This is a genomic window from Flavobacterium sp., assembly GCF_034111225.1.
GTDB lineage: Bacteria > Bacteroidota > Bacteroidia > Flavobacteriales > Flavobacteriaceae > Flavobacterium.
Window position 1 is genome coordinate 129,928 of sequence record NZ_JAWUXR010000008.1, and the last position, 26,618, is coordinate 156,545.

A 26,618-nucleotide genomic window follows, 5' to 3' on the forward strand; every position below is an offset into this window, starting at 1 on the left:
TTATTGTTTTTTTGCTATTTGCGCCATTAATTCGGCTTGTGCAACTAATTTATCATTTGCATAAGCATAAGCTTGCATATGACATATTCCACGTCTAATAGGTGTTATTAAATCACATTTAAATACAAGAGTATCTCCAGGTAATACTTTTTGTTTGAATTTAACATTGTCAATTTTCATGAAAAATGTTAAATAATTTTCTGGATCTGGAACAGAACTTAAAATTAAAATACCTCCTGTTTGAGCCATTGCTTCAACAATCAATACACCTGGCATTACTGGAGCACCTGGGAAATGTCCTACGAAGAAATCTTCGTTCATAGTAACATTTTTTAGACCCACTACATGACTGTCTGACATTTCTAAGATTTTATCAACCAATAAAAAAGGTGGACGGTGAGGAAGCATAGACATAATTTTTGTTATGTCCATAAAAGGCTCTTTATTTAAATCGTATTTAGGTATTTGATTTCTTTGTTCTGTTTTAATAATTTTTGAAAGTTTTTTCGCAAATTGAGTATTAATAGAATGACCTGGTTTATTAGCGATTACTTTACCTTGTATTCTAACACCCGCTAAAGCTAGATCACCTATAACATCAAGTAATTTATGACGTGCAGCCTCATTTGGAAAATGTAAAGTAAGGTTGTCTAAAATACCATTTTCTTTAACAGTAATTTTATCTTTATTAAAAGCTTTCTTTAAATTTTCCATTGTTTCAGCAGAAATTTCTTTATCTACATAAACAATAGCATTATTTAAATCACCACCTTTAATTAAACCATGCTCTAACAAACTCTCTAATTCATGTAAAAAACTAAAAGTTCTACAGTCTGCTATTTCAGTTTTAAATTCTGAAATTGAGTTCATTGTTGCATTTTGAGTGCCTAAAATTTTAGTTCCAAAATCAACCATAGCTGTTACACTATATTTATCACTTGGTATAATAGTTATTTCACTTCCAGTTTCTTCATCTTTAAATGATATAACTTCTTTAACAACATATACATTTCTTTCAGCACATTGCTCTTCAATCCCTGCTTTTTCAATAGCTTCAACAAAATACTTTGATGAACCATCCATAATTGGAGGTTCAGAAGCATTTAATTCTATAATTACATTGTCAACATCACAACCTACAAAAGCAGCTAAAACATGCTCAGAAGTTTGAATATTAACGCCACCTTTTTCAAGGTTAGTTCCTCTTTGTGTATTTACTACATAGTTAGCGTCAGCTTCTATTATTGGTCGACCTTCAATATCAACTCTAATAAATGTAAAACCATTATTAACTGGTGCAGGTTTAAATGTCATTGTAACATTTTGTCCTGTGTGTAAACCTACTCCTGTAAGAGTTATTTCACTTGCGATGGTTGTTTGCTTAACCATAATAATTTATTTGTTTTTTTTTAATTCGTTAATTTCTGAAACTATATTCGGTAAATTTTTAAAATGTACATATGATTTAGCAAAATCTCCATAATTTAATGCTGGAGAACCTTGAACTACTTCATTATCTGCTAAATTTTTACCAATACCAGACTGAGCCTGAATTTTAACTCCGTTACCAATTGTTAAATGACCTGCAATACCTACTTGTCCACCAATCATACAGTTTTTACCTATTTTGGTAGAACCTGCGATTCCTGTTTGAGCTGCAATTACAGTATTTTCGTCAATATCTACATTATGAGCTACTTGTATATGATTGTCTAACTTAACTCCATTTCGTATAAATGTAGAACCTAATGTTGCTCTATCTATAGTCGTGTTTGCTCCTATTTCAACATCATTACCTATAATAACATTGCCTATTTGAGGTATTTTTTTGAACGTACCATCTTCTAATGGCGCAAATCCAAATCCATCAGAACCTATTATAGTTCCTGAATGAATAGTGCAATTGTTACCAATTACCGTTTCTGAATAAATTCTAACACCCGCAAAGAAAATACAATCGTTTCCAACAGTAACATTGTCTCCAATATAACTATTAGGATATATTTTTACATTATTGCCAATTGTTACATTTTTACCAATGTAACAAAAAGCTCCTAAATATAAGCCTTCACCATAAGTAACATTTTCAGAAATCATTGAAGGTTCTTCAATTCCTGATTTCATCAACTTTACCTGATTATAGTATTCTAGTAATTTGGAAAAAGCTTTATAAGCATCATCAACTTTAATTAAAGTTGTAGTTATTTCTTGCTCTGGTACAAAAGTATTATTAACAATAGTTATAGTTGCTTTTGTAGAATATATGTAATTAATATATTTTTGATTTGCCAAAAAAGTAAGTGAGCCTTCTATGCCTTCTTCAATTTTAGCTAATTTATAAACTTCAGCATTAGGATTACCTATTACCTCACCTTCTAATATACCTGCTATTTGCTCTGCTGTGAATTTCATCGTGACAAAAATATAAAATTTAATTAAATACTTAGGCTTCCAAAACTACTTTTGGAAAACATATAAAATATTTGGTTACAGGTTTAGACAATGCTTTTAAATTTAATTGGTCTGATGCTTCCACAACATCTTCAACTGTTTTATCTTTTTTAAGTATTCTTATAGGTTCATCAACCTTACTATAAGCTTGATTTTTTATCTTTCCTTTAAACACAAAATAAGCTACTTCTTTTTCAGACAAATTATACATATTCATGTAAATATTCTTATAAGCTAATAAACTCTCTTTGTTTGGTTTATCATTAACCATTTGAATCTTTAGTAGATCTCTATTTAATATCATTTTACACAAAGAACCTAATACAAAATCATCATTAAATTGCCATTCTTTTATTGCTCCCATAATATCATAATCATCTAATAAAGCAAATTTCTCAAGTATTGATTTATTAAAATCATTAAGTGAAATTTTATTGTTTAAGAAGAATTTTAATGGCTGACTGCAATTCAAATTAATTCCTTTTTGAGTTAATTCTTTTGCTCTTTTTAAAATTTTTGTCAAAATTAATTCAGCAACAACACCTGTTTTATGTAAATATGCTTGCCAATACATTAATCTTCGTGCTACTAAAAATTTTTCTACCGAATAAATCCCTTTTTCTTCAATAACCAAATAATCATCTTGAACGTTCATCATTTGAATCAATCGTTCACTGTTGATATTTCCTTCTGCAACTCCACTATAGAAACTATCACGTCGTAAATAATCCATTCTATCCATATCCAATTGACTTGAAACCAGCTGCAACATAAATTTTCGATGATAATCACCTTTAAAGACTTGAATAGCTAAATCTAATTGACCTTTAAATTCAATATTTAATTCTTTCATGAACAATAAAGATAATTCTTCATGATGTACTTCTTCAACAATACTTTTCTCCATTGCATGACTATATGGACCGTGACCAATATCGTGCAAGAGGATAGCCACATAAAGAGCATTTTCTTCCTCATCAGAAATATCAACTCCTTTAAAGCGTAATGTTTGCACGGCTTTTTGCATAATATGCATGCAACCTATGGCATGATGAAAACGTGTATGATGTGCGCCAGGATAAACTAAATAAGTCATTCCCATTTGAGAAATCCTTCTTAATCTCTGAAAATATGGATGCTGAATTAAATCGTAAATTAATGTACTTGGAATGGTTATAAAGCCATATATAGGATCGTTAAAAATTTTGAGTTTATTGGTTTGGCTCACAAGTTTATATTTTGATTAACAAATGTAATTAAATTTAACAGATTTCTCACGAACTATCAAATATCATTATTTTAAGTTTATAGATAAATTTTATACTAATTTTAATACATTCATCGTTGTAGAAGTATTAACTTGCAGACAAATTAGCACAAAATGAATAAAATAAAAATACTTTGGGTTGATGATGAAATCGACTTATTAAAGCCACATATATTATTTCTTGAAAAGAAAAATTACGACGTAACCACTTGTAATAACGGACAAGATGCCATTGAACTATTTGGAGAGAACAATTATGATGTTGTTTTTTTAGATGAAAATATGCCTGGTTTAAGCGGACTTGAAACTTTGTCTGAATTGAAAGAAAAGAAATCTTCGACTCCTGTAATAATGATTACAAAAAGTGAAGAAGAATATATCATGGAAGAAGCAATTGGTTCTAAGATAGCTGATTACTTAATAAAACCTGTAAATCCTAATCAAATACTTTTAAGTTTAAAAAAGAATTTAGACCATTCACGTTTAGTTTCTGAAAAAACAACTTTAGACTACCAAAAAGAATTTAGAAAAATTGCGATGGATATGGCTATGGTAAATTCTTTTGAAGATTGGGCTGATTTGTACAAGAGACTTATTTATTGGGAAATGGAGCTTGAAAATATTGAAGACCAAAGCATGGTTGAAATATTAGAAAGTCAGAAAGCTGAAGCTAACAACCAATTTGGAAAGTTTATTGAAAAAAATTACGAAGATTGGTTCGATGACAATGAAGATAAACCGGTTCTTTCTCATAAATTATTTGGAGAATTAGTTGCTCCTGAAATTCGTAAAAAAGATAAACCTATTTTATTTGTAGTTATTGATAATCTTAGATATGATCAATGGAAAGCTTTTGAAAGTATTGTAAACAATCATTATAAGGTTGAAAAAGAAAGTAGTTACTATGCCATGTTACCTACTGCAACTCAATATGCTCGTAATGCTATATTCTCAGGCTTAACACCTTTAGAAATGGAAAAGAAATTTCCACAATATTGGAAAAACGACACAGATGAAGGTGGGAAAAACTTATATGAAGGAGAATTTTTAACTGAACAATTAAAGCGATTAGGCTTAGACATTAAACAAGAATATTATAAAATCACTAATTTCAGAGACGGTAAAAAACTTGCTGAAAACTTTAAAGGACTTAAAGACAACGACTTAACTACAATTGTATACAATTTCGTAGACATGCTTTCTCATGCTAAAACTGAAATGGAAGTAGTTAAAGAATTGGCTTCAGATGATAAAGCGTATCGTTCATTAACAGTAAGTTGGTTTAAAAACTCACCACTACTTGACATGATTCAGCAAGCACAGAAAATGGGTTTCAAGCTAATTTTAACTACCGATCATGGTACAATTAATTGCAAGAGTCCATCTAAGGTAATTGGAGATAAAAACACAAGTTTAAACTTGCGTTATAAAACAGGTAGAAGTTTGACTTATGAAAATAAGGATGTTTATGCAGTTAAAGACCCGAAAAAAATTGGATTACCTACATTAAATATGAGCAGTTCATTTATTTTTGCAAAAAACGACCACTTCTTGGCTTATGTAAATAATTATAACCATTACGTTAGTTACTATAGAAATACCTATCAACACGGTGGAATTTCTTTAGAAGAAATGATTGTTCCTTTTTTAGTTTTAGAACCAAAATAAAAAGCAAATGCAAATAGATTTTTCTTTAGATGAAATTCAAAGCGTTGTTAAACAATTGCTTAATACAAATGGGTTAAAAAAAGTTATTACCTTTCATGCTGAGATGGGTGTTGGCAAAACAACCTTTATTAAAGAGATTGTAAAACAATTGGGTGTTAATGATAATTCAAGTAGCCCTACATTCTCATTGGTAAACGAATATGAAACTTCAAGTGGCGAAACAGTCTATCACTTTGATTTATATCGTTTAAATAGTGAAGAAGAAGCTTATGATATGGGTTTAGATGAATATTTTTATTCTGGAAATTGGTGTTTAATAGAATGGCCTGAAAAAACACCAAACTTAATACCTATTGACCATGCGGCAATTCATATGAAAATTCTAGAAAATGATAAAAGAGAATTAACACTTATTAATTAATAAAAAGATATTTAATCTGTTATTATATAAGCACTTGGAAATTGTAAGATTATTTCCTAAATTGGCTAAACATAACTAAAAACCAACTATGTCAACGTACAGTCCTTTTTCAAAAATGCAATTACTTCCACAAGAAGAAAAACTAGAAATTGCAAGACATAAAAGTGAATTATTTATTGGAGTACCAAAGGAAACTTCTTATCAAGAACGACGTATTTGCTTAACTCCAGATGCAGTTAGTTCATTAGTTCATCACGGACATAGAGTTATGATTGAAGCTGGCGCAGGAGAAAGTTCTAGTTATTCTGATAAAGATTACAGCGAAGCTGGAGCAGAAGTAACAAACGATACTAATAAAGTTTTTGGTTGCCCAATGATTTTAAAAGTAGAACCTCCTACTCTTGTTGAAATTGAAATGATGAATCCTCAAACCATAGTAATTTCAGCAATTCAATTAAAAACACAAAAGAAAACTTATTTTGAAGCTTTGGCTTTAAAAAGAATTACAGCTTTAGCTTTTGAATTCATAAAAGACGAAGATGGCTCATATCCAGCAGTAAAATCATTATCAGAAATTGCTGGGATTGCTTCAATACACATTGCCGCTGAATTAATGATTAACCAAAACATTGGTAAAGGCTTGTTATTTGGAAACATTACTGGCGTTCCACCAACCGAAGTTGTTATTTTAGGAGCAGGTACAGTTGCTGAATTTGCTGCTCGAACTGCAATTGGTTTAGGTGCTAATGTAAAAGTGTTTGACAATTCAATTACCAAATTAAGACGATTACAAAACGCTTTAAATCAAAGAATTTTTACTTCAACCATTCAAGAAAAAGGACTATTAAAAGCTTTACGTCGTTGTGATGTTGCAATTGGGGCAATGCGTGGAAAAAACAGAACTCCAATTATAGTATCTGAAACAATGGTTGAAAACATGAAAAAAGGAGCTGTAATTGTAGATGTTAGTATTGATACCGGAGGTTGCTTTGAGTCTTCTGAAATAACAACGCACGAAAAACCAACTTTTATAAAAAACGGTGTAATTCATTATTGCGTACCAAATATCCCTTCTCGATATTCTAAAACCGCTTCGATGTCTATTAGTAATATCATTTCTCCCTTTTTATTACATATTGCTGAAGATGGTGGAATTGAAAGCGCAATTCGTTGCAATAGAGGTTTAAAAAACGGAATATATTTCTATCACGGGTTGTTAACAAATAAAGCCATTGGCGATTGGTTCAATATTGAGCATAGAGATATTAATTTATTAGTTTTTTAAAGGAAAAATAAGTACAAGTCCAATAAAATGCTAAATTTGCAGAAATATTTTTCAAATGAAATTCCAGTTTAGATTAGCCTATTACCTTTTCGGATTAATGTTAGGTGTTTTTTTCGTAGTATATTTTTTAGGAGCAAAAGCTGATGCTAAAGGAGTTCAGTTTTGCTACTTGCCTAATTGTAGAGCCTTAAAAGACATGAGAAGTAAGTCGTTTAACTATTCAGATGCTGCCAAAAAAACTTTAAATGAAGGTTGGGTAACTATTGAAGATGTAAAAATGAGTATGATACATGGTGATATCGATTTTGATATAAGTAATATACCTTCAAAAAACGGCAAAATTTATGTAATAGAAGGTAAAACTTCTCAAAATGAAGCAATTATCCTAACAGTAGCAAATAGTACTACTAAGGCAACTTTAGAATCGATAGAAAAAAAGTGATTTTTTTATTTAAAACACTTGTAAATATAAATAATGAGTGTATATTTGCACTCGCAATACGGTAATAGTAAAGCAATTTATTGGGGCGATTAGCTCAGCTGGTTCAGAGCACCTCGTTTACACCGAGGGGGTCGGGGGTTCGAACCCCTCATCGCCCACTCCAATTCTAAAAAATCCTACAGAAATGCAGGATTTTTTTTGTTTGTATGTTTTAAAAACACCTTTTTCTATATATTTGGTATTAGCAAATTAATAAATTTACTAGTAATATTGTGCAACAGTTTTACATTTCAAATTTAATTTTAGATAAAATGAAAGCAACAGACGAACATAATGAACGAGTAGCGAAAATGACGTTTGCTTCTGTTTATCCACATTATATTACAAAAGTTGAGAAGAAAGGCAGAACTAAGCAAGAATTACATCAAGTAATAGAGTGGCTTACTGGTTATACTGATAAAAAAATACAAGAACTAATTGATGAGAAAGTGAATTTTGAAACTTTTTTTCAAAGAGCAAATCTGAACACTAATGCTCCACTCATCAAAGGCGTAATTTGTGGTTATAGAATTGAAGAAATTGAAAATTTATTGACAAGACAAGTTAGGTATTTGGATAAGTTGGTAGATGAATTAGCAAAAGATAGGAAGATGGAAAAAATATTGAGAAATGAATAAAACATATGTACCCTTATCACAACAAAATTAAGCAACGCATTCAAAATAACGAAATGTTACATTATGAATATTTAGACATATACAAAAATATTGCACCTTGTTTGTTGCTGCATTTTTCTACAGAACCTAAAACAAGACCTATACGAGAGCATAGGTTTGAAGAGTATGAAGAACTTTTTAAAAACTTAAACTCATAAAAAAATCCTCAATTGAGGATTTTTTATTTTATAACTTTCTTCTACTTCGCTCTTTCTTAATTAAATCAAGTTCACGACTTGTTTGCCCGGCTACAGAAGTGTTTTCCTCTGCTCTACGAATTAAGTACGGCATAACGTCTCTAACTGGCCCAAAGGGCAAATATTTAGCTACATTATAACTTTGTATTGCTAAATTATAACTGATGTTATCGCTCATTCCATATAATTGACCAAAAAAGATTCTATTATCGTTTTTAGCAATTCCTTTTTCTTCACACAATTGCATTAATTGGTATGAACTGTTTTCATTATGTGTTCCTGCAAAAATGTACATTTTGTCAATATTATCAACCATATAAACAATTGCTGCATCATAATTTTCATCAGTAGCTTGTTTAGTTGCGCATATTGGCGATTTATAACCTTTATCTTCTGCTCTAGTGTTTTCTTTTTCCAAGTAAGCACCACGCACAATTTTCATTCCTACGAAAAAACCGTCTTTATTTGCCTTTTCATGTATTTTTTTCAAGTAATCTAACCTGTCCCAGCGGTACATTTGTAAAGTATTGAACACAATAGCTCTTTCTTTATTGTACTTACACATCATTTCTTCAACTAAATCATCTGCAGCATCTTGCATCCAGCTTTCTTCAGCATCAATCAATAAAGCAACATCTTTATCGTGTGCAATTTTACACACTTTGTCAAAACGCGCAGCTACTCTACTCCATTCTTCTTTTTCTTTATCACTTAATTCAGTACCAGAACCCACTTTTTCATATAAAGAAATTCTACCAAAACCTGTAGGCTTAAAGACCGCAAAAGGAATTGCCATGCGTTCTTTAGCAAAATCTACTGTTTTTAAAATCATTTCTAAAGCAGCATCAAATTGTGCTTCTTCTTCTTTTCCTTCTACAGAATAATCCAATACAGATGAAACGCCTTTGGTAAACATTTTATCAACAACCGAAAGACAATCGTGTTCGTTTATTCCGCCACAAAAATGATCAAAAACTGTAGAACGAATTAATCCTTCAACTGGTAAATGAGCTTTCAAAGCAAAATTAGTAACAGCTGTTCCTATTCTTACAAGTGGCTGACTTTCAATTAATTTGAATAAAAAATAGGCTCTTTCTAATTCTGTATCGCTTTTAAGCGAAAAAGCTACTTCTGTATTATTAAAGATTTTCTCCATGAGATATTAGCTAAATTGTTGTGCAAATATACAGCAGTCTACTCAATTTTTAAATAAAAAATACCTTATTTTGCAGGAAATTGAAATCAAAAACAATGCAAACTATTCAAGCACACAATTATAAAATAGTATTTGATAATTCAGGTTATGAATTTCTAACCGAAATAATTACACCTCAATTGTATTCAAAAATATTTATTATTGTAGATGAAAACACTTCAGATCAATGTCTTCCTTACTTTTTAGCTCATTTTGCTACCGAAGTAACTATTGAAATTATTGAATTAGAAGCTGGAGAATCTCATAAAAACATTGAAACTTGTTTAGGAATTTGGAATAGTTTAACCGAATTAGAAGGTGATAGAAAAAGTATTATAATCAATTTAGGTGGTGGTGTAATTACTGATATTGGTGGCTTTGTAGCTTGTACCTTTAAAAGAGGAATTGATTTTATAAATGTTCCTACTACGCTTTTAGCAATGGTTGATGCTTCAATTGGCGGTAAAAATGGTGTAGATTTAGGTAATTTAAAAAACCAAATTGGTATAATAAAAGAGCCAAAAGCAGTTATAATTGACACTCATTTTTTAAGTACTTTATCTGCAAGAGAGATGCGATCTGGATTAGCAGAAATGCTAAAACACGGTTTGATTTATGATAAAAAATATTGGAATAAATTTAAAAACCTAAATGATTTAAATACAGATGATTTGAATGACTTAATTCATGAATCAATTCAAATAAAAAACACAATTGTTTCCGAAGATTTAACCGAAAATGGAATTAGAAAATCATTGAATTTTGGTCATACTTTAGGGCATGCCATTGAAAGTTATTTATTGGAACATCCAACCAAAAAATCATTACTTCATGGTGAAGCAATTGCTATAGGAATGATTTTAGAAAGTTATATTTCTAAAGAGAAGAATCTTATTTCAGAAAACGAATATTTAGAGATTAAAGAGTTGATTAATTCACTTTACGAAAAAGTTGAATTTAATGATATTGACATTAAAAAAATAATAGAATTATTAATTTTCGACAAGAAAAATGAGTTTGGTACAATTCAATTTGCACTTTTAAATGGAATTGGAAAGATTAAAATAAACCAAACGTCTGAAAATGAATTAATTATAAATTCATTTGAAGATTATAAAAACTAAAAAAAAATAGCTTAAATCATCACAATCGATAATAATATTTTTTAAATTTGCAGTAATGAAAAAACTACATGTACTTCAATATTTATCGACAAGCTTTTCATTTCAGGAAAACATCTACTCTATTCAAAATAATAGTTGTTCTACAAATGAAAGTATTTTTATATATGATTTATTTGAACAGTCAAAAGCATTCAACGAAAAGCTTTTAATAATTTTTTCAAACATAAGACTTTGAAAATTAATTGTTTAGCAAGTAAAAACAATTAATTAAATTCAAAACATCATACAACAAATGAACACAAAATATTACGACTTAATAAATCAGACTTTTTATTTTCCTCAAGAAGAATTTACTTTAAACAAAGATAATCTTGAATTTCATAAAATTGATTTAATGAAATTAGTGGAACAATATGGCACACCATTAAAGTTTACTTATTTACCACAAATATCAAACAATATTAACAAAGCAAAAGGATGGTTTAGAAAAGCCATGGAAAAGCACAAGTACGAAGGTAAATATCATTATTGTTATTGCACTAAAAGTTCTCATTTTCAATTTATTATGAACGAGGCTTTTAAAAACAACATCCATATTGAAACTTCATCAGCAGTTGATATCAATATCGTTGAAAGTCTTTTAGAAGAGGGAAAAATCAATAAAAACACTTTTGTAATTTGTAACGGATTTAAAAGAGATGCTTATGTAGATAATATCGCTCGTATTGTTAATAATGGACATAGAAATACTATTCCAATTATTGACAATTATGAGGAATTAGACTTATTACAAGAGAAAATTGACGGAAAATTCAAAATAGGAATTAGAATTGCAGCTGAAGAAGAGCCTAAATTTGAGTTTTATACTTCTCGTTTAGGAATTGGCTACAAAAATATTGTTCCATTTTACAGAAAGCAAATACAAGAAAACAAGCAAGTAGAGCTAAAAATGCTTCACTTCTTTATTAATACAGGTATTCGTGATACTGCATATTACTGGAACGAATTATTAAAATGTTTAAAAGTATATATTGCTTTAAAGAAGGAATGTTCAACATTAGACAGTTTAAATATTGGTGGAGGTTTTCCTATCAAAAACTCATTAGCATTTGAATATGATTACCAATATATGATTGACGAAATTATCAATCAAATTAAAATAGCCTGTGACGATGCTGAAGTTCCTGTTCCAAATATTTTTACAGAATTTGGTTCGTTTACAGTTGGAGAAAGCGGTGGGGCTATTTATCAAGTATTGTATCAAAAACAACAAAACGATAGAGAGAAATGGAACATGATTGACTCTTCTTTCATAACTACCCTTCCTGATACTTGGGCAATCAACAAACGTTTTGTAATGTTGGCAATCAATAGATGGAACGACACCTACGAAAGAGTTTTACTAGGAGGAATGACTTGTGACAGTGATGATTATTATAACTCTGAACAAAACATGAATGCTGTTTATTTGCCTAAATATAATAAAGAAAAACCTTTATATATTGGTTTCTTTAATACTGGAGCATATCAAGAAACTATTGGAGGTTTTGGAGGATTACATCATTGTTTAATTCCACAGCCAAAGCATATCTTAATCGATAGGGATGAAAATGGTATTTTGGGAACAGAGATTTTCTCTGAAGAACAAAAAGCAGAAGATATCATGGGAATTTTAGGTTACAAAAAGAAATAATTTACAAATACTGAAAATTTATTTTTCAACTAAATAGAATAAAAAATGAGCAAAGGCCCAATTAGTCAATTTATAGAAAATCATTATTTACATTTTAATGCAGCAGCTTTAGTTGATGCAGCAAAAGGATATGAAGAACATTTATTAGACAACGGAAAAATGATGATTACTCTTGCGGGAGCAATGAGTACAGCAGAATTAGGGAAATCATTAGCAGAAATGATTCGTCAAGATAAAGTACACGCCATTTCATGTACTGGTGCTAATTTAGAAGAAGATATTATGAACTTAGTTGCTCATAATTCATACAAAAGAATTCCAAATTATAGAGACTTAACACCTCAAGAAGAATGGGATTTACTAGAAAATCATTATAATCGTGTAACAGATACTTGTATTCCAGAAGAAGAAGCATTTAGAAGATTACAATCGCATTTATTTGAAATTTGGAATAAAGCTGACAAATCTGGAGAAAGATATTTTCCACATGAGTTTATGTACCAAATGATTAACTCTGGTGTTTTAGAGCAGTACTATGAAATTGACCCCAAAGATTCTTGGATGGTTGCAGCTGCTGAAAAAAACTTACCTATTATTGTTCCAGGTTGGGAAGACAGTACTATGGGGAATATTTTCGCTTCTTACTGCATAAAAGGAGAATTAAAAGCTTCTACAACAAAAAGCGGTATTGAATACATGATGTGGTTATCAGATTGGTATCCTAAGAACTGTGCCGGTAAAGGAATCGGTTTCTTCCAAATTGGTGGTGGAATTGCAGGAGATTTTCCAATTTGCGTTGTACCAATGCTTTACCAAGATATGGAAATGCACGATATTCCTTTTTGGAGCTATTTTTGTCAAGTTTCGGACTCTACAACAAGTTACGGTTCTTATTCAGGTGCGGTTCCAAATGAAAAAATCACTTGGGGTAAATTAGACATTACAACACCTAAATTCATAGTAGAATCTGATGCCACAATCGTTGTGCCATTGATTTTCGCTCATGTTTTAGGATGGTAAAATAATTGAAAAAAAATTAAATTTTAATTTGATTATTTCAATAAGGATATTACTTTTGATAAAATATAAAGATTAAATTTTACCCAATGAAAAGAGTTATTGTTGATTACGCAAAATTAACAAATGAAATCTTAACCTTGCTAGTTGAGAAGTTTCCTGATGGATATGAAGATTCAGACATCATACGATTCAAGAACATTAAGAACGAAACAGTTGAGGCTGTTGAAGTACGTACAGAAGATACTATATTTTTAGTAAAAGTAAGTACTAAATTAGCTGACAGAATAGAAAACTATGATGAAGACGATGAAGATATCGATGACAGCAGCGACGAAACTTTAGACTCTTTAAATGTAAACGATATAGATATCGCTGATGAGTCTGAAAACGAAGAAGATTAAAAAAAAAGCTCCAATTTAAATTGGAGCTTTTTTTTATAAATATCTTTCCTTAATAATTTCTAGATGATGCTTTTCATGTCCTTGAATAATAACACCTATTGCTCTCACAGAAACAGAGCAATTTGAAGCCTCTCCTATCCTTTTCAATTGATCTATTGAAAAGCTTTTAAAAAGACAAATAGTAGAATTTCTTACCATTTTATATTCCTCAAGTAAACTAGACATGCTTCTATTACCTGCTAAAGCTTCTATTACGTAATCATTTTCTTCAAACCCAGACAATGCTGTTTTATCATTTCTAGCAATTCTCAGGGCTCTATAAGCAAATATTCTTTCTGCATCAATTAAATGCAGTAGTATATCCTTTATAGTCCACTTACCTTCTGAATATCTATAATTCAGTTTACTGTCAGGTATTGATTTAAAAAATTCAACAACAATTATTGATTGCTGAATTAATCCATCAATAATTGACAAACTATTATTTGCTTTCTCAACATAGTTTGCGTAAAACGGAGCAAACTCATTTTTATTAAACTCTATCATAATTATAAATATAATAAAAAATCCCGGAAAAACCGGGATTTTGACATTACATTTCTTTAAAAATGGTATGCATTAACCTTTTCTTATCGTTGATGCTTTCTTCAAGTGATATCATCGTTTCAGTTCTGTAAACTCCTTCAATATCATCAATCATAAAAATAACCTCTTTAGCATGTTTAGTATCTCTTGCTCTAATTTTACAAAAGATATTAAACTTTCCAGTAGTAATATGCGCTACTGTTACATAAGGTATTTGCTCAATTCTTTCTAAAACAAATTTTGTTTGAGAGGTATTGTGCAAGAAAACTCCAACATAAGCTATAAAAGAATAGCCTAACTTTTCATAATCTAACGTTAATGAAGAACCTTGGATAATTCCAGCTTCTTCCATCTTCTTCACCCTAACATGTACAGTTCCTGCAGAAATAAGCAATTTTTTTGCAATATCCGTAAAAGGAACCCTTGTGTTATCAATTAACATGTCTAAAATTTGATGATCCACTTCATCTAATCGAAACTTACTCATAAAGTATAAAATAAAAATATTTAAAATTCTGATTTAAAAAATGCAAATTTATTAAAGAATTAATAATCCATTACTATATTTTAACAAATTATTTAGATAAAAATTAGCTTTTTCTTGAATTTTTGGCAAATTACCATAAGAAGAACTAAAAATCATTCCTTTACAATCATATTCAATATGACCAAAAGAATATTCTAAACTATCAATTTGTATTATTTCAGCTACGAAATCAACATTGTCTCCTACTAATTCTTCTTTAAATTGAGCTGCAAAGTTAATTATTTTTTCCTCAGAATTCTCAATAATTCTAACGTTTCTGTAAATAAAATCGAAGAAACACTTAGAGTTTTGAGAAATATTCAAATATTCATTGATTTCGTTATCAAACCCACTACTCTTTTCGACATCTAAAAACGAAGAAATTAATGAAATAAATACGAATTTTCGAACTTCATCTCTTTGATAATCATTTGCATAATGCCCAGCTTCAAATAACACCGTTGGAGTTCCTTGTGATGTAAAGTAATCTCCAACACAATTGATATTAAAAGCATCATCAAACCTTCCAATTTGATTTGGTATAACAGATTGCAGCTCTTTATTAATTCTATTAATGATTTTAATAGCTTTAAAGCGAGTTTCATTAAAATCACACTCTACATTATAAGAGGGCGCTAAAAAAGACATTGTAGCAGGTAATTTACTGCCTTCTGTACCAAATATAGTTCGTTGATCGTGTAAATTATAACAATAGTCAGGATTAAACTTAATATATAATGCTCTTAAAAGCTTACTTTCTGGCTGTGTAACGTCAAAAGCATCTCTATTAAGATCTATATCATTGGCGTTAACCCTAGTATTAACAAAAGCTCCATCAGGATTTAAGATAGGAATACATAATAAAGTGTATTTTTCTTTAATTTTTAAAGCTAATTCATCTTCAGAATTTAAGAAATTAAAGAAATCAAACAATCCTTTTGTTGTTGTTGATTCATTTCCGTGCATTTGAGACCAAATTAAAACTTTCGTATTTCCTGTTCCAACTTGAACACTATATACATTTCTATCTTGAACTGACTTTCCTTCTGTTATAATTTTAAAGTCATTTTTTAATGATTTTAATTCGGGTTCAATATGTGAATTTGTAATATATCTTCCCGATAAATTTGGGTTTAAATACTTGTTTGCTAATTGTAAAAACATCCTCTTTTTATTATGTTACAAATGTAAACAACTATCTATTTACAATTGTAAACACGTAAATTTACAATTGTATTTACTTTTGTAAACATTTTTACTCGTTAATTGTGAGGTTTACTGTATATAATACACCATAAGTGTAACTTAAATTATAATTAAATTATAACATATTACTTATCAGTTATTTAATGGTCTTTATTTAAAGTTATAGATTATGTTTTTTATTCATTTTTAAATGTTTTATTGTTTATTTAAAAACTTATATTTACATTTGTAAACCTTATTTCATACAATCGCAATTTACAATGGTAAACACAGAAGATTTTATTAAACGACTTGAAGAGATACTAGAATACTATGGTTTATCGGCCTCTGGGTTTGCAGACAAGATTAGTGTTCAGCGTTCAAGTTTGTCTCACCTACTCTCTGGAAGAAACAAACCTAGTTTGGATTTTATTCTAAAAATTATAGATGAATTTCCTGAAGTAGATTTGTATTGGATTTTAAATGGAAAAGGAACTTTTCCAAAATCTGAAAATAAAATTATTGAAAATAATTCTTCTACTCCAATTTCAAAAATTGAAAATGTGGTTGAAAAAAAGATTGAATCAAATTCAGATTTATTTTCACAAAATGTAGAAAGTGAAAATACTGCCGTAAAAAATAATTTAGAAGAAAAATTTTCAAATACGCAGAATTTCCCGCAAACAAAAAATTCGTCCAATATTGAACGAATTGTTGTTTTTTATAAAAATGGAAGCTTTAAAGAATATCAGCCTGAATAATTATTTTTGAGGGATATAACTATTTTCTGAATTTTTACCAATTACACCTTTAAAGTTAGCTTCTAATATTCGTAAATCTTTTTCTATATCTCCGGTAGGATAAAAAGGTTTATGATACGTAACTTCTTTTTTACCATAATCAAAAGCTACTGGAACAATTGGCACATTTGCTTTTAATGCTATATAATAAAAGCCTGTTTTCCACTCTAGTACTTTTTTACGAGTACCTTCAGGAGCAATAGCTAATCTAAACACTTCTTTTTGTTCAAATATTTTAGCAATAGCATCTACTTTATTTTCTTTCTTTTGTCGATTTAAAGGTGTTCCTCCTGTCCACTTAAAAAAAGCGCCAAATGGAAAAGCAAATAATTCTTTTTTAGCAACATAGTTTATTTCTAATCCTAAAATTGATCTAGAGAAAATTCCTAAAAAGAAATCCCACCAACTTGTGTGTGGAACTGCAATAATTACACACTTGGGAATATCTTTATCAATGTTACCAATTATCTTCCAACCCAGTACTTTACAAAAGATAAATGTATATATGTGTTTTTTCATTCTGTTTTTGATTTGGTGTAAAAATAGAATTATATTTACAAATAGAAAAAATACAATGCTTAAAAAGTGGTTAAGTTATATCCTTCCTATTACTATTCACGAGAAAAAATCTCAAATAAGTAAGAATATTGAAGTTACCTGGAACAACGGTAAACTTGTAATAGACTCTGAAAACACTAATTATTCATACGGAAGTCTCCAAAAAGTATTGCGCAGCGGATTGTATTCTATAGGTAAACAAAATATTGCCAAAATGAATACTATTTTAGTTCTTGGTGTTGCCGGCGGAAGTGTAATTAAAACTCTTGTAGATGAATTTCAGTTTAAAGGAGAAATAACCGGAGTTGAACTTGATAAAGAAATTACTGCTATTGCCAACCAATATTTTAAATTGAATGAAATAACGAACTATACTCCTATTATAGCAGATGCAAATGAATTCGTTAAAAGTACAACTGAGAATTTTGATTTGATCATCATTGATATTTTTCAAGATGCAACTATGCCTGACTTTTTATTTGAAAAACAATTTATCTCTAATGTTAAAGAATTACTCAATTTAAAAGGTTTTATTTTATTCAATACAATGAACTTAGATGAAAAAGGAATTAATAAAAATAATCGGTTCATTGCTTCTTTTGAAACCTCAAATTATATAATTAAAGAATTTAAAAATATTGAAGTTTTCAATGAGTTGATTTTGGTGGAGAAAATTAGTTAGATTGTTTTTTATAAAACCAATAAAAAAGAAAACCTATAATTATTAATCTAATATAAGTAATTATTGGCTTTAAAATCATTCCGAAACTATATTTCATATAAAAATCGGTTTGATTTACCCAACTTTCAAAATAATTTTCTGCAATGTATGCTCCAACAAAGAAAGTGAATAAATATTGAAATATTTGAGTGATGATATAAAGAATAATAAAAAACTTTATCCATTTTAAATAATCAAAATTTGGTTTAATTAATTTTAGGAAGAAATAAAAAGGTAAAATATTTGAAATATTGAAAAGTATATCGGAAAACCAAAACTTAAATTTATTATCAAAATTTGTTAGAATAAATAGATTTTCAAACAAAATTTCAACGGAATATGCAAAACCAGAAATAGCTAACCAAGCAGATAATCCAAATGCAACTAATAATATTTCTTTTTTCATAAACTTAAACCATTTTCCTTGCTTTTTCTAAATCTTCTGGAGTGTCAATTCCTATACTTCCATGAGCCGTTTCAACCATTTTAATGCGTTTTCCGTATTCTAAATAACGAAGCTGCTCTAATTTTTCGGAAGCTTCTAAAGAAAGCATGGGTAAACTGTAAAAATCCAATAAGGCTTGTTTTCTAAAAGCGTAAATTCCAATGTGTTTCATGTAACGAACACCCACATTTTCTTCTCTTGGAAAAGGAATTACCGAACGTGAAAAATACAAGGCAAAATTTTGTTGGTCTACAATTACTTTCACATTATTTGGACTGTTAATTTCTTCTTTATCAGTTATTTGAAACATTAATGAAGCTAAGTCTACTTTTTTATCAGTATCGTTTTTAAAAACTTCAATTAACTCTTCTAATGGTTTTTTATCGATAAAAGGTTCATCGCCTTGTACATTTACTACAACATCAACGGTAATATTTTCAACTGCTTCTGCTATTCTATCGCTTCCGCTTTCATGTTCTTTTATGCTCATTATTGCTTTTCCGTTATGGGCAATAATTTCGTCATATATAATTACAGAATCGGTAACCACAAAAACATCATCAAACAATTGTGTATTTATGGCTGCTTCATACGTTCTTACAATTACAGATTTTCCACCTAAATCTTGCATTAGTTTGGCAGGAAAACGTGTAGAAGCATAACGAGCAGGAATAACGGCGATGATTTTCATGTGACTTTGTATATTTTAAAATGCTAAGATAAATTGTTTTTATTTTTTATTGTTCAAAATATTCATCTTTAAATCCTATTAAGTATAATTTTTCTTTTGCTCTTGTAATGGCTGTGTACAACCAACGTATATAATCTCTATCAATTCCGTTCGGTAAATAAGGTTGCTCAACAAAAACAGTGTGCCATTGCCCTCCTTGTGATTTATGACAAGTCATAGCATAAGAAAACTTTACTTGCAACGCATTAAATTGAGGGTTGTTCTTTACGTTTAAGAACTTTTTATACTGACTTTCACCTTCATAATCTTTCATTACTTCATTATACAGAGTATTTGATTCGTCATACGTTAATGAAGGTGATTCGCTTGTAATGGTATCTAATAAAAGTTCTACTTCAAACGGAATTTGATTGGGATAATCAATCATTTTAATTTTTACAGAAGCAAATCTAAAACCATATAATTCCCTAATTTTAAAAATCTCCAAAATTTCAATAATGTCCCCATTGGCAATAAAACTAGCTTCTGATGAATCTTTTAACCAAAAATAATTATTCTTCACAACCATTAATAAATCGCCCGCAGACAATTCCGATTCTCTAGATAAAATGGTAGTTCGAATTTGATGATTGTATTGATTTGCACGTTTATTAGATCTAACAATGAATGCTGTTTCTTCTGGTCCGTTTTTATCAAACGAATCATAAATAGCGTCTTGAATATCGTAACCGTCTTGTAAACGGACAATATCTTTGAAGTCTTTTAATGAAAACTGAAAAGCGTCATAAAAATGAGATTTTAAAAGTTCTCTAAGTTCTGTTGCATTATACAGAATGCCCGAAAATTCTTCTTGACGCATTACTTCGTCTAGTTCAATCCCGTATACTTCTTTATCAAAATGAAGCGATAATGTTTCGTTATTTAAAGCCGGACTCACATCCATGTTTATTGGCGGTAATTGAGCCGTATCTCCAATGAATATAATTTTACAATTTTGACCTGCATCTACATAAAACATTAAATCATCTAAAAGCGAACCGTTTTCATATAATTTGGTTTCCTGATAGGAGTCAGAAATCATTGAAGATTCATCAACAATAAAAATGGTATTTTTAAACTTATTAGGTTGTAAGGTAAAAGAAACGCCTCCAGACTTACTTTTCTTTGGAAAATAAATACGTTTGTGTATAGTAAATGCTGGTTTTTGAGAATAATTACTAATTACTTTTGCTGCACGACCTGTTGGAGCCAAAAGCACGTATTTTTTATCTGCTTTTTGAAGATAATTAACTAAAGTAGAAATTATTGTGGTTTTACCCGTTCCGGCATAACCTTTGAGAACAAATATTTCGTCTTTGTTATTACTAATGACAAATTCTGCTATTTTTTGAAAAAATATATCCTGTTTTAATGTTGGATTAAAGGGAAATTTTTCACGTAACGTTTTGTAAAACAATGCAGAAGTCATTTTGTAGTGTTTAGGCTTATAGATTTTTTCAAATATACAGATGATTTTTAGAAGAATTTCTTTTAAGAAGAAAAAAAAATTGTAGATTTGCGTACCTATTAAACTAAAAAATATATAATATTTATGTTAGAACTTGCTATTTATTTAGTCGTTTTGATTGGATTAATCTTCGGATTAGTAAAATTGATTGATAAATTCGTCTCTCCAAAGGGAAGAACTATTGTTTCTGTTGTATTATGGATCGTTTCATTATTCTTAGGGTATTTAATCTACTCTTCAGTTATGAAACCAATTGAATTTGATAAAGCTAAGGCTGATCGTTATGAAATGGCAGTTAGAAAAATGCTTGACATTAAAAAAGCTCAATCTGGTTATAAAACTGTATATGGTAAATATGCTGATTCTTTTGAAGAATTAATTCGTTTTATTGATAATGAAAAATTCTCAATTGTTTCTCGTAAAGATACAATCGTTATTGATGCTGCCAAAAACAAAGCATTTGGTATGATTGTAGACGGAACTGGTGAAGGTGGTTTCTTTAAAGATGTTGTTAAAATTGATACTTTAGGTACTGTTTCAGTTAAAGACTCATTATTTAAAAATACTGATCGTTATAAAAGTATGAAAGAAATTAAAGTTGGTGACTTAGTAGTTCCAATTTCTTTAAAAACTTCTAGTATTTTTAGAAACGAAATTAAAGTTTCTACTTTTCAATGTATTATTGATAAAAATCTTTTATTATCTGACTTAGATCAAGATTTAGTTGCTAGTGAAAATAAAGTAGAAGGAATTGATAAAATTAACGGTAACCAAATTATTTTAGGTTCTTTAGAAGAAGCTTCAGTAACTGGAAACTGGCCTAAAAAATATGGTAGTAACGAATAACGATATTACACAAAAGAATTATAAAAAGTTGTCCATTCAAGTTTCTTTGAGTGGACTTTCTTTTTGTGTCTTTGACCTTCTTTCAAATACTATACAATCAGTACATTCTGTTGTTTTTCCAAAGAATAGTATTATTGAAGAAGCATTATGGAAAGTATTTGTTGATTATCCAATTCTTTCTCAAACGTATGATGAAGTTGTAGTTTTACATGACAATAACTTAAACACATTTGTACCTCTTTCATTATTTGATGTAAAGTACTTAGGAAGCTATTTACAATACAATGTTAAAGTTTTTGAAACAGACTTTTTCAACTTTGATTCATTGCCAAATAATGAAATGAACAATGTATACGTTCCCTATGTAAATGTCAATAATTTTTTATTAGATCAATATAGTACGTTTAATTATAAACATAAAAACTCTGTTTTAGTAGAAAGACTTTTAAAAGTAAACAATGCTTCTCAAGAAAAAGAGGTGTACGTTCATTTTCAATCAAATTACTTTGAAATTATAGTTGTAAAAGGAAATAAATTAATCTTTTTCAATTCATTTGAGTACAGCACTCCTGAAGATTTTATTTATTATATTTTATTTACTTTCGAACAACTTCAACTTAACCCAGAATCTATTTTCGTAAAAATATTAGGAACAATTTCTAAAGATTCTGACTATTTTACAATAGCTTACAAATACATTAGAAATTGCAGTTTATTTGATTCCTTTATTTTACCTTCTACATTTGGTAAAACAGAAGAAGAAATTAGAAATCATTTTATCCTTTTTCACTCATGAGAATAATATCTGGAAAATATAAAGGCAGACGTTTAACGGCTCCAAAAAAATTACCTGTCCGCCCTACAACAGACATGGCAAAAGAAGCATTGTTTAATATTTTGAACAATCATTTTAATTTTAGCGAATTAAAAATTCTTGAAATATTTGCTGGAACTGGAAATATAAGTTATGAATTTGCATCAAGAGGAAGTGCTCCTATTACTTGTGTAGATGCTGATTATGGATGTGTAGCTTATATCAAAAAAACAGCTGCTGAATTTGATTTTGATATTACAGCTATAAAAAGTGATGCTTTTCTATTTTTAGAACGTTGCAAAAGTTCTTTTGATATTATTTTTGCTGATCCACCTTATGGATTAACCCAACAACAATTTGAAAACATTTCTACTTTAGTATTTGAAAACAATTTATTAGATGAAGAAGGAATGTTAATTATTGAGCATTCAAAAGAAACTAAGCTAGAAAAAATGCCTAATTTTTCATATGCAAAAAATTATGGCGGAACTACTTTTTCATTTTTTGAATTTGAAACTAAGGACGAGGAAACAGAATAGTTAACTTTCAAAAACTAAACTATCAGAGCTAGCTCCTAAGTCTTTAAGAATTCTTAAAACATCCTCAACAAAATTAGATGGACCACAAACGTAGAAGTGTTGACTAAAATCGGTAATGTTTTCAATAAGAAAATTTCTATCAATTCGTTTTCCTTTAAAACCAACTACTCCTTCTCTAGTTAAAACATGCATAATGTCTTCTTTAAACATTCTGTTTAATTCTCCGTATGCAATAATATCTAGCGATGTTTTATTTACAAAAATCAATTTATTGCCTCTTAATTTGTTTTTCTTATACAAGTCTCTGAAAATAGCTAAAAACGGAGTAATACCTGTTCCTGCAGCTATAAAAATTCCTGGTTTTTCAAAGTGAATTGCTCCAAAAACATCGTGTAAAATTAATTCAGCTCCTGTATTTATTCCAGCTAATTTATTTGTAACACCTTTATGTTCACTGTATATTTTTACAATAAACTCGAGGTTTTTTGTCTCTTTTTGATTTGTAAAAGTAAATGGTCGTAATTCATTTTTCCATTCAGGATCATTAATTGAAATATTTACAGCCTGTCCAGGAATAAAATCAAAGCCTTCGGGTTTTTCAACTACAAACCGCTTTACATCATAGTTAATGAAGTTAGATTCTATTACTTTAACTATATGATTACTCATAAAAAAGATTTAAAAATTAAAAAAAGCAGACCTATAAGCCGGATTCTGTATTACGCAAGCGTAACCCTTATCATTTATCTAGATTTTACATTACTGTAAAACTCAAGCTGCCTACCCTTCAGCATCGAACGAGTCGCCCTTATTTTAGCGAACTAAAAACTGCTGATATACTTGACATTTCACCGCATAGAGTTTACCTGGTTTCACTACAGCATTACCTGTACATACTTTCTGTTGCACTTGTCCTCACCTCTCAGCGGATGGGCGTTACCCATTATGCTACTCTTTGGTGTCCGGACTTTCCTCCCTTCCGATTAATCGGAACGACGATAAGGCGGTCTGCGTCGCAAAATTACAATTTTTATATAATTAATAAGGTTTTGTTTAACATTTTATATACTTATTTACTACTATAATTTCGTAACTTTATAAATCAACAACACACCTACTTGATTATGTCTAAAATATATAAATACGGATCAACATCTGAAGCTTTAAATGAATTAAAAGAAGATGGATTTACTTATGATTTTAACCTAAATCCAGAAGATATTATTTTACATCCAGAAAATTATATTATAAGTAAACTATATCAATATGAAGGTAACTCAAGTGCTGGTGATAGATCAACTGTATATGGAATTGAAAATAAATTTGGATTGAAAGGTGTTTTCGTAACAGGATCATCAGCAAATTCTAAAGATGAAAACGCTGATGCAATTTCAAAATTAAGTATTAAAAATTCAAATAATCCTTATATGTGATTGAAAAATAACATGAAATTTGTGGATAACTTTTAGTAATCTTTCCATTATAGAATTTTACAATCTTTAAATTAAATCTATATTTGTGGAACAATAAAAATAATGGAACAATTTATAGTATCAGCAAGAAAATACCGTCCGCAAACATTTAAAGATGTTGTGGGTCAGCGTGCTATAACCAATACATTATTAAATGCTATTGAAACCAATCACTTAGCACAAGCTTTATTGTTTACTGGGCCAAGAGGTGTAGGTAAAACAACTTGTGCGCGTATTCTTGCTCGTAAAATTAACCAAGAAGGATACGATGATCCATTAGAAGATTTTTCTTTTAATGTTTTCGAATTGGATGCAGCATCAAATAATGGTGTAGATGATATTCGAAGTATTATTGATCAAGTAAGAATACCTCCGCAAACAGGAAAATATAAAGTATATATTATTGACGAGGTACATATGCTATCTCAAGCTGCATTTAATGCATTTCTTAAAACTTTAGAAGAACCACCAAAGCATGCTATTTTTATTTTAGCAACTACAGAAAAGCATAAAATTATACCTACAATTCTTTCTAGATGTCAAATATTTGATTTCAAGAGAATTACAGTTAATGATGCTAAAGAACATTTGTCTGAAATTGCTAAAGAACAAGGTGTAACTTACGAAGATGATGCGTTGCATATTATTGCTCAAAAGGCTGATGGTGCAATGCGTGATGCTTTATCTATTTTTGATAGAGTTGTTTCGTATTGTGGAAACAACCTAACCAGACAAGCTGTTACTGAAAATTTAAACGTTTTAGATTTTGAATATTACATTAAAATAACGGATTTATTATTAGAGAATAAAATTCCTGAACTGCTTATTTCATATAACGATATTTTAGCGAAAGGTTTTGATGGTCATCATTTTATTGCTGGTTTAGCTTCGCATTTCAGAGATTTATTGGTTTGCCAAAATCCTGCAACATTAATTCTTTTAGAATCAGGAGAACAAGCAAAAATACTTTACCAACAACAATCTTTAAAAACATCACAATCTTTTTTACTAGAAGGAATTGAATTAGCTAATAATTGTGATTTGAAATTTAAACAAAGTCAAAATCAACGCTTATTAGTTGAACTATGTTTAATGCAAATTGCCTCTATCAACTTTGATGGAGAAAAAAAAAAGTTAAATCCTATATAATTCCTGCAACACATTTTAGGAATGCTTCTTATTCTATTGTTGAGCAAATTCCTAAAATTGTAAAAACTGAAGAAACTCACATAAAACCTGTTGTTGAAGCTATTAAAATTGAAGAAGTTATTCAGCCTTTGATTGAGAAACCTTTAGTGAAAACTGAAAACAAACCACAATCCGAAACAAAAATATCTGCATTATCTTTATCAAGTATTAAAGCGAAGAAAGAACTAGAAGCAAAACAACTTATTCATTCTAAACATGAAGGAGAATTGCCTACTGAATCTTTCACCGAAACAGATATGCTATTATTATGGAATAAGTTTGCCAAACGTTTAGCTGATCAAAACAAAAGGTTAATGGCTACCTATATGTTAATGAGCACTCCCACACTTGATGGCCCAAAAATATTTATAGAATTACCAAACGAAAGCACAAGAGAAGAGTTTGAAACAGGAAATAATGAGCTTTTAGGCTATTTAAGAGGAAAACTACACAATCATGACATTACAATTGATGTAATAGTAAATGAAGTTGTAGAAACAAAATACGCCTTTACTCCTGATGATAAGTATGAAAAACTAAAAGGTATTAATCCAGCTATGGAATTATTAAGACGCACATTTGATTTAGATGTATAAAAAATAAAAGAGCACTGTTTTAGCAGTGCTCTTTTATTTTACAACCAACTATAAAATATACTATTTCTTTATGAACATATTAGTATAATATTTTCTTCCGTCATTATCAATTCTAATTGAAATCCCATAATGTGTATAATCTCCTTCTAAATTTGCTTTATGACCAGCACTAGCGATCCAAGCATTCATTGCAGCCTGAGGTGATGAAAAACCAAAAGCAACGTTTTCTCCAACTCTATAAGCTCCTAATACTTGTTGTAAATTT

At 29.4% G+C, this 26,618-nt stretch carries 31 protein-coding genes, 1 tRNA gene and 1 other RNA gene; 19 read left to right on the forward strand and 14 right to left on the reverse strand.

All coding sequences use genetic code 11. The annotated features are described in order from the left end of the window. The 3 genes from UXY25_RS04510 to UXY25_RS04520 are packed head-to-tail and all read right to left on the reverse strand — an operon-like array spanning window position 1 to window position 3,679. Window positions 1-1,389, reverse strand: coding sequence for a bifunctional UDP-3-O-[3-hydroxymyristoyl] N-acetylglucosamine deacetylase/3-hydroxyacyl-ACP dehydratase (locus tag UXY25_RS04510; RefSeq protein WP_320814812.1), 1,389 nt, complete (start codon window positions 1,387-1,389; stop codon window positions 1-3). A gap of 6 nt (window positions 1,390-1,395) precedes the next feature. Continuing rightward, window positions 1,396-2,412, reverse strand: coding sequence for a UDP-3-O-(3-hydroxymyristoyl)glucosamine N-acyltransferase (lpxD, locus tag UXY25_RS04515; RefSeq protein WP_320814813.1), 1,017 nt, complete (start codon window positions 2,410-2,412; stop codon window positions 1,396-1,398). 31 nt (window positions 2,413-2,443) lie between these two features. After that, window positions 2,444-3,679: an HD domain-containing protein gene (locus UXY25_RS04520; protein WP_320814814.1), complete on the reverse strand. Its 1,236-nt coding sequence runs from the start codon at window positions 3,677-3,679 to the stop codon at window positions 2,444-2,446. Between the two features lie 153 nt (window positions 3,680-3,832). Between UXY25_RS04520 and UXY25_RS04525 the strand changes: the two genes are divergently transcribed. From UXY25_RS04525 to UXY25_RS04555, 7 genes are all read left to right on the forward strand, one after another. After that, the gene (locus UXY25_RS04525) at window positions 3,833-5,386 is read left to right on the forward strand and encodes a PglZ domain-containing protein (RefSeq protein ID WP_320814815.1); all 1,554 of its coding nucleotides are present in this window, start codon (window positions 3,833-3,835) and stop codon (window positions 5,384-5,386) included. A gap of 7 nt (window positions 5,387-5,393) precedes the next feature. Beyond that, window positions 5,394-5,807 (forward strand): tRNA (adenosine(37)-N6)-threonylcarbamoyltransferase complex ATPase subunit type 1 TsaE, encoded by a 414-nt coding sequence (tsaE, locus tag UXY25_RS04530; protein WP_320814816.1) that lies wholly within the window; start codon window positions 5,394-5,396, stop codon window positions 5,805-5,807. 88 nt (window positions 5,808-5,895) lie between these two features. After that, window positions 5,896-7,092: an alanine dehydrogenase gene (locus UXY25_RS04535; protein ID WP_320814817.1), complete on the forward strand. Its 1,197-nt coding sequence runs from the start codon at window positions 5,896-5,898 to the stop codon at window positions 7,090-7,092. A gap of 55 nt (window positions 7,093-7,147) precedes the next feature. Further along, window positions 7,148-7,534 carry a DUF4258 domain-containing protein gene (locus UXY25_RS04540; protein WP_320814818.1) on the forward strand — a complete coding sequence of 129 codons (387 nt, stop codon included), beginning with the start codon at window positions 7,148-7,150 and terminating at the stop codon, window positions 7,532-7,534. An 83-nt stretch (window positions 7,535-7,617) separates the two neighbouring features. Next, a tRNA-Val gene (locus UXY25_RS04545) sits at window positions 7,618-7,692 on the forward strand. A gap of 153 nt (window positions 7,693-7,845) precedes the next feature. After that, window positions 7,846-8,211, forward strand: coding sequence for a DUF2200 domain-containing protein (locus UXY25_RS04550; protein ID WP_320814819.1), 366 nt, complete (start codon window positions 7,846-7,848; stop codon window positions 8,209-8,211). Window positions 8,212-8,216: 5 nt separating this feature from the next. Continuing rightward, window positions 8,217-8,408, forward strand: a complete 192-nt coding sequence (locus UXY25_RS04555) for a hypothetical protein (RefSeq protein WP_320814820.1) — start codon at window positions 8,217-8,219, stop codon at window positions 8,406-8,408. Between the two features lie 28 nt (window positions 8,409-8,436). Here UXY25_RS04555 and UXY25_RS04560 read toward each other — a convergent pair whose 3' ends face one another. Further along, entirely contained in the window at window positions 8,437-9,603 is a 1,167-nt protein-coding gene (locus tag UXY25_RS04560; RefSeq protein WP_320814821.1) for a proline dehydrogenase family protein, read from the reverse strand. 95 nt (window positions 9,604-9,698) lie between these two features. Between UXY25_RS04560 and aroB the strand changes: the two genes are divergently transcribed. The 4 genes from aroB to UXY25_RS04580 all read left to right on the forward strand — a co-directional run bounded on the left by aroB (window position 9,699) and on the right by UXY25_RS04580 (window position 13,880). Then, the gene (gene aroB / locus UXY25_RS04565) at window positions 9,699-10,766 is read left to right on the forward strand and encodes a 3-dehydroquinate synthase (protein ID WP_320814822.1); all 1,068 of its coding nucleotides are present in this window, start codon (window positions 9,699-9,701) and stop codon (window positions 10,764-10,766) included. Window positions 10,767-11,058: 292 nt separating this feature from the next. Continuing rightward, the gene (locus tag UXY25_RS04570) at window positions 11,059-12,459 is read left to right on the forward strand and encodes an arginine decarboxylase (protein WP_320814823.1); all 1,401 of its coding nucleotides are present in this window, start codon (window positions 11,059-11,061) and stop codon (window positions 12,457-12,459) included. A gap of 45 nt (window positions 12,460-12,504) precedes the next feature. Continuing rightward, window positions 12,505-13,479: a deoxyhypusine synthase family protein gene (locus UXY25_RS04575; RefSeq protein WP_320814824.1), complete on the forward strand. Its 975-nt coding sequence runs from the start codon at window positions 12,505-12,507 to the stop codon at window positions 13,477-13,479. Window positions 13,480-13,565: 86 nt separating this feature from the next. Continuing rightward, window positions 13,566-13,880 (forward strand): hypothetical protein, encoded by a 315-nt coding sequence (locus UXY25_RS04580; RefSeq protein ID WP_320814825.1) that lies wholly within the window; start codon window positions 13,566-13,568, stop codon window positions 13,878-13,880. Window positions 13,881-13,913: 33 nt separating this feature from the next. Here the strand turns inward: UXY25_RS04580 and UXY25_RS04585 are convergent, their stop codons facing one another. From UXY25_RS04585 to UXY25_RS04595, 3 genes are read right to left on the reverse strand one after another with little or no spacing between them, the layout of a single operon-like run. After that, window positions 13,914-14,426 (reverse strand): DinB family protein, encoded by a 513-nt coding sequence (locus tag UXY25_RS04585; RefSeq protein WP_320814826.1) that lies wholly within the window; start codon window positions 14,424-14,426, stop codon window positions 13,914-13,916. Between the two features lie 46 nt (window positions 14,427-14,472). Then, on the reverse strand, window positions 14,473-14,952 hold the full coding sequence (locus UXY25_RS04590; RefSeq protein WP_320814827.1) for an Lrp/AsnC family transcriptional regulator: 480 nt from the start codon (window positions 14,950-14,952) through the stop codon (window positions 14,473-14,475). Between the two features lie 51 nt (window positions 14,953-15,003). Further along, window positions 15,004-16,155, reverse strand: coding sequence for a M14 metallopeptidase family protein (locus UXY25_RS04595; RefSeq protein WP_320814828.1), 1,152 nt, complete (start codon window positions 16,153-16,155; stop codon window positions 15,004-15,006). A gap of 302 nt (window positions 16,156-16,457) precedes the next feature. On the opposite strand from UXY25_RS04595, the gene UXY25_RS04600 reads away from it, so the two are divergent. After that, window positions 16,458-16,937, forward strand: coding sequence for a helix-turn-helix transcriptional regulator (locus tag UXY25_RS04600; protein WP_320814829.1), 480 nt, complete (start codon window positions 16,458-16,460; stop codon window positions 16,935-16,937). Here the strand turns inward: UXY25_RS04600 and UXY25_RS04605 are convergent, their stop codons facing one another. Continuing rightward, entirely contained in the window at window positions 16,938-17,495 is a 558-nt protein-coding gene (locus tag UXY25_RS04605; protein WP_320814830.1) for a 1-acyl-sn-glycerol-3-phosphate acyltransferase, read from the reverse strand. Window positions 17,496-17,550: 55 nt separating this feature from the next. On the opposite strand from UXY25_RS04605, the gene UXY25_RS04610 reads away from it, so the two are divergent. Further along, complete coding sequence (locus UXY25_RS04610; protein ID WP_320814831.1) at window positions 17,551-18,216, forward strand: fused MFS/spermidine synthase; 666 nt, start codon at window positions 17,551-17,553, stop codon at window positions 18,214-18,216. Here the strand turns inward: UXY25_RS04610 and UXY25_RS04615 are convergent. From UXY25_RS04615 to UXY25_RS04625, 3 genes are read right to left on the reverse strand one after another with little or no spacing between them, the layout of a single operon-like run. Beyond that, a complete protein-coding gene (locus UXY25_RS04615) occupies window positions 18,209-18,661 on the reverse strand; it encodes a hypothetical protein (protein ID WP_320814832.1) in 453 nt (150 codons plus the stop codon). The genes UXY25_RS04610 and UXY25_RS04615 overlap by 8 nt on opposite strands. A 4-nt stretch (window positions 18,662-18,665) precedes the next feature. Further along, window positions 18,666-19,391 carry a 3-deoxy-manno-octulosonate cytidylyltransferase gene (gene kdsB / locus UXY25_RS04620; protein ID WP_320814833.1) on the reverse strand — a complete coding sequence of 242 codons (726 nt, stop codon included), beginning with the start codon at window positions 19,389-19,391 and terminating at the stop codon, window positions 18,666-18,668. Between the two features lie 46 nt (window positions 19,392-19,437). After that, window positions 19,438-20,859 carry an ATP-dependent DNA helicase gene (locus UXY25_RS04625; RefSeq protein WP_320814834.1) on the reverse strand — a complete coding sequence of 474 codons (1,422 nt, stop codon included), beginning with the start codon at window positions 20,857-20,859 and terminating at the stop codon, window positions 19,438-19,440. 123 nt (window positions 20,860-20,982) lie between these two features. On the opposite strand from UXY25_RS04625, the gene UXY25_RS04630 reads away from it, so the two are divergent. Genes UXY25_RS04630 through rsmD form a run of 3 tightly spaced genes read left to right on the forward strand, consistent with a single transcriptional unit; the run spans window position 20,983 to window position 23,097 of the window. Then, window positions 20,983-21,744, forward strand: coding sequence for a hypothetical protein (locus UXY25_RS04630; protein ID WP_320814835.1), 762 nt, complete (start codon window positions 20,983-20,985; stop codon window positions 21,742-21,744). Beyond that, window positions 21,728-22,540 (forward strand): DUF3822 family protein, encoded by an 813-nt coding sequence (locus UXY25_RS04635; protein ID WP_320814836.1) that lies wholly within the window; start codon window positions 21,728-21,730, stop codon window positions 22,538-22,540. Before UXY25_RS04630 ends, UXY25_RS04635 begins: the two co-directional genes overlap by 17 nt. Next, the gene (gene rsmD / locus UXY25_RS04640) at window positions 22,537-23,097 is read left to right on the forward strand and encodes a 16S rRNA (guanine(966)-N(2))-methyltransferase RsmD (protein ID WP_320814837.1); all 561 of its coding nucleotides are present in this window, start codon (window positions 22,537-22,539) and stop codon (window positions 23,095-23,097) included. The genes UXY25_RS04635 and rsmD overlap by 4 nt, the downstream gene beginning before the upstream one ends. Here rsmD and UXY25_RS04645 read toward each other — a convergent pair whose 3' ends face one another. Beyond that, complete coding sequence (locus tag UXY25_RS04645) at window positions 23,098-23,766, reverse strand: FAD-binding oxidoreductase (RefSeq protein ID WP_320814838.1); 669 nt, start codon at window positions 23,764-23,766, stop codon at window positions 23,098-23,100. An 18-nt stretch (window positions 23,767-23,784) separates the two neighbouring features. Further along, window positions 23,785-24,112, reverse strand: an RNA gene (rnpB, locus tag UXY25_RS04650) — RNase P RNA component class A. A gap of 109 nt (window positions 24,113-24,221) precedes the next feature. Between rnpB and UXY25_RS04655 the strand changes: the two genes are divergently transcribed. The 3 genes from UXY25_RS04655 to UXY25_RS04665 all read left to right on the forward strand — a co-directional run bounded on the left by UXY25_RS04655 (window position 24,222) and on the right by UXY25_RS04665 (window position 26,353). Next, the gene (locus UXY25_RS04655) at window positions 24,222-24,530 is read left to right on the forward strand and encodes a hypothetical protein (protein WP_320814839.1); all 309 of its coding nucleotides are present in this window, start codon (window positions 24,222-24,224) and stop codon (window positions 24,528-24,530) included. A 102-nt stretch (window positions 24,531-24,632) separates the two neighbouring features. Next, window positions 24,633-25,718 carry a DNA polymerase III subunit gamma/tau gene (gene dnaX, locus UXY25_RS04660; RefSeq protein WP_320814840.1) on the forward strand — a complete coding sequence of 362 codons (1,086 nt, stop codon included), beginning with the start codon at window positions 24,633-24,635 and terminating at the stop codon, window positions 25,716-25,718. Window positions 25,719-25,846: 128 nt separating this feature from the next. Then, window positions 25,847-26,353: a DNA polymerase III subunit gamma/tau gene (locus UXY25_RS04665; RefSeq protein WP_320814841.1), complete on the forward strand. Its 507-nt coding sequence runs from the start codon at window positions 25,847-25,849 to the stop codon at window positions 26,351-26,353. A gap of 60 nt (window positions 26,354-26,413) precedes the next feature. Here the strand turns inward: UXY25_RS04665 and UXY25_RS04670 are convergent. Beyond that, window positions 26,414-26,618, reverse strand: a 205-nt coding sequence (locus tag UXY25_RS04670) for a CAP domain-containing protein (RefSeq protein ID WP_414601366.1), incomplete at its 5' end; no start/stop codon positions are given.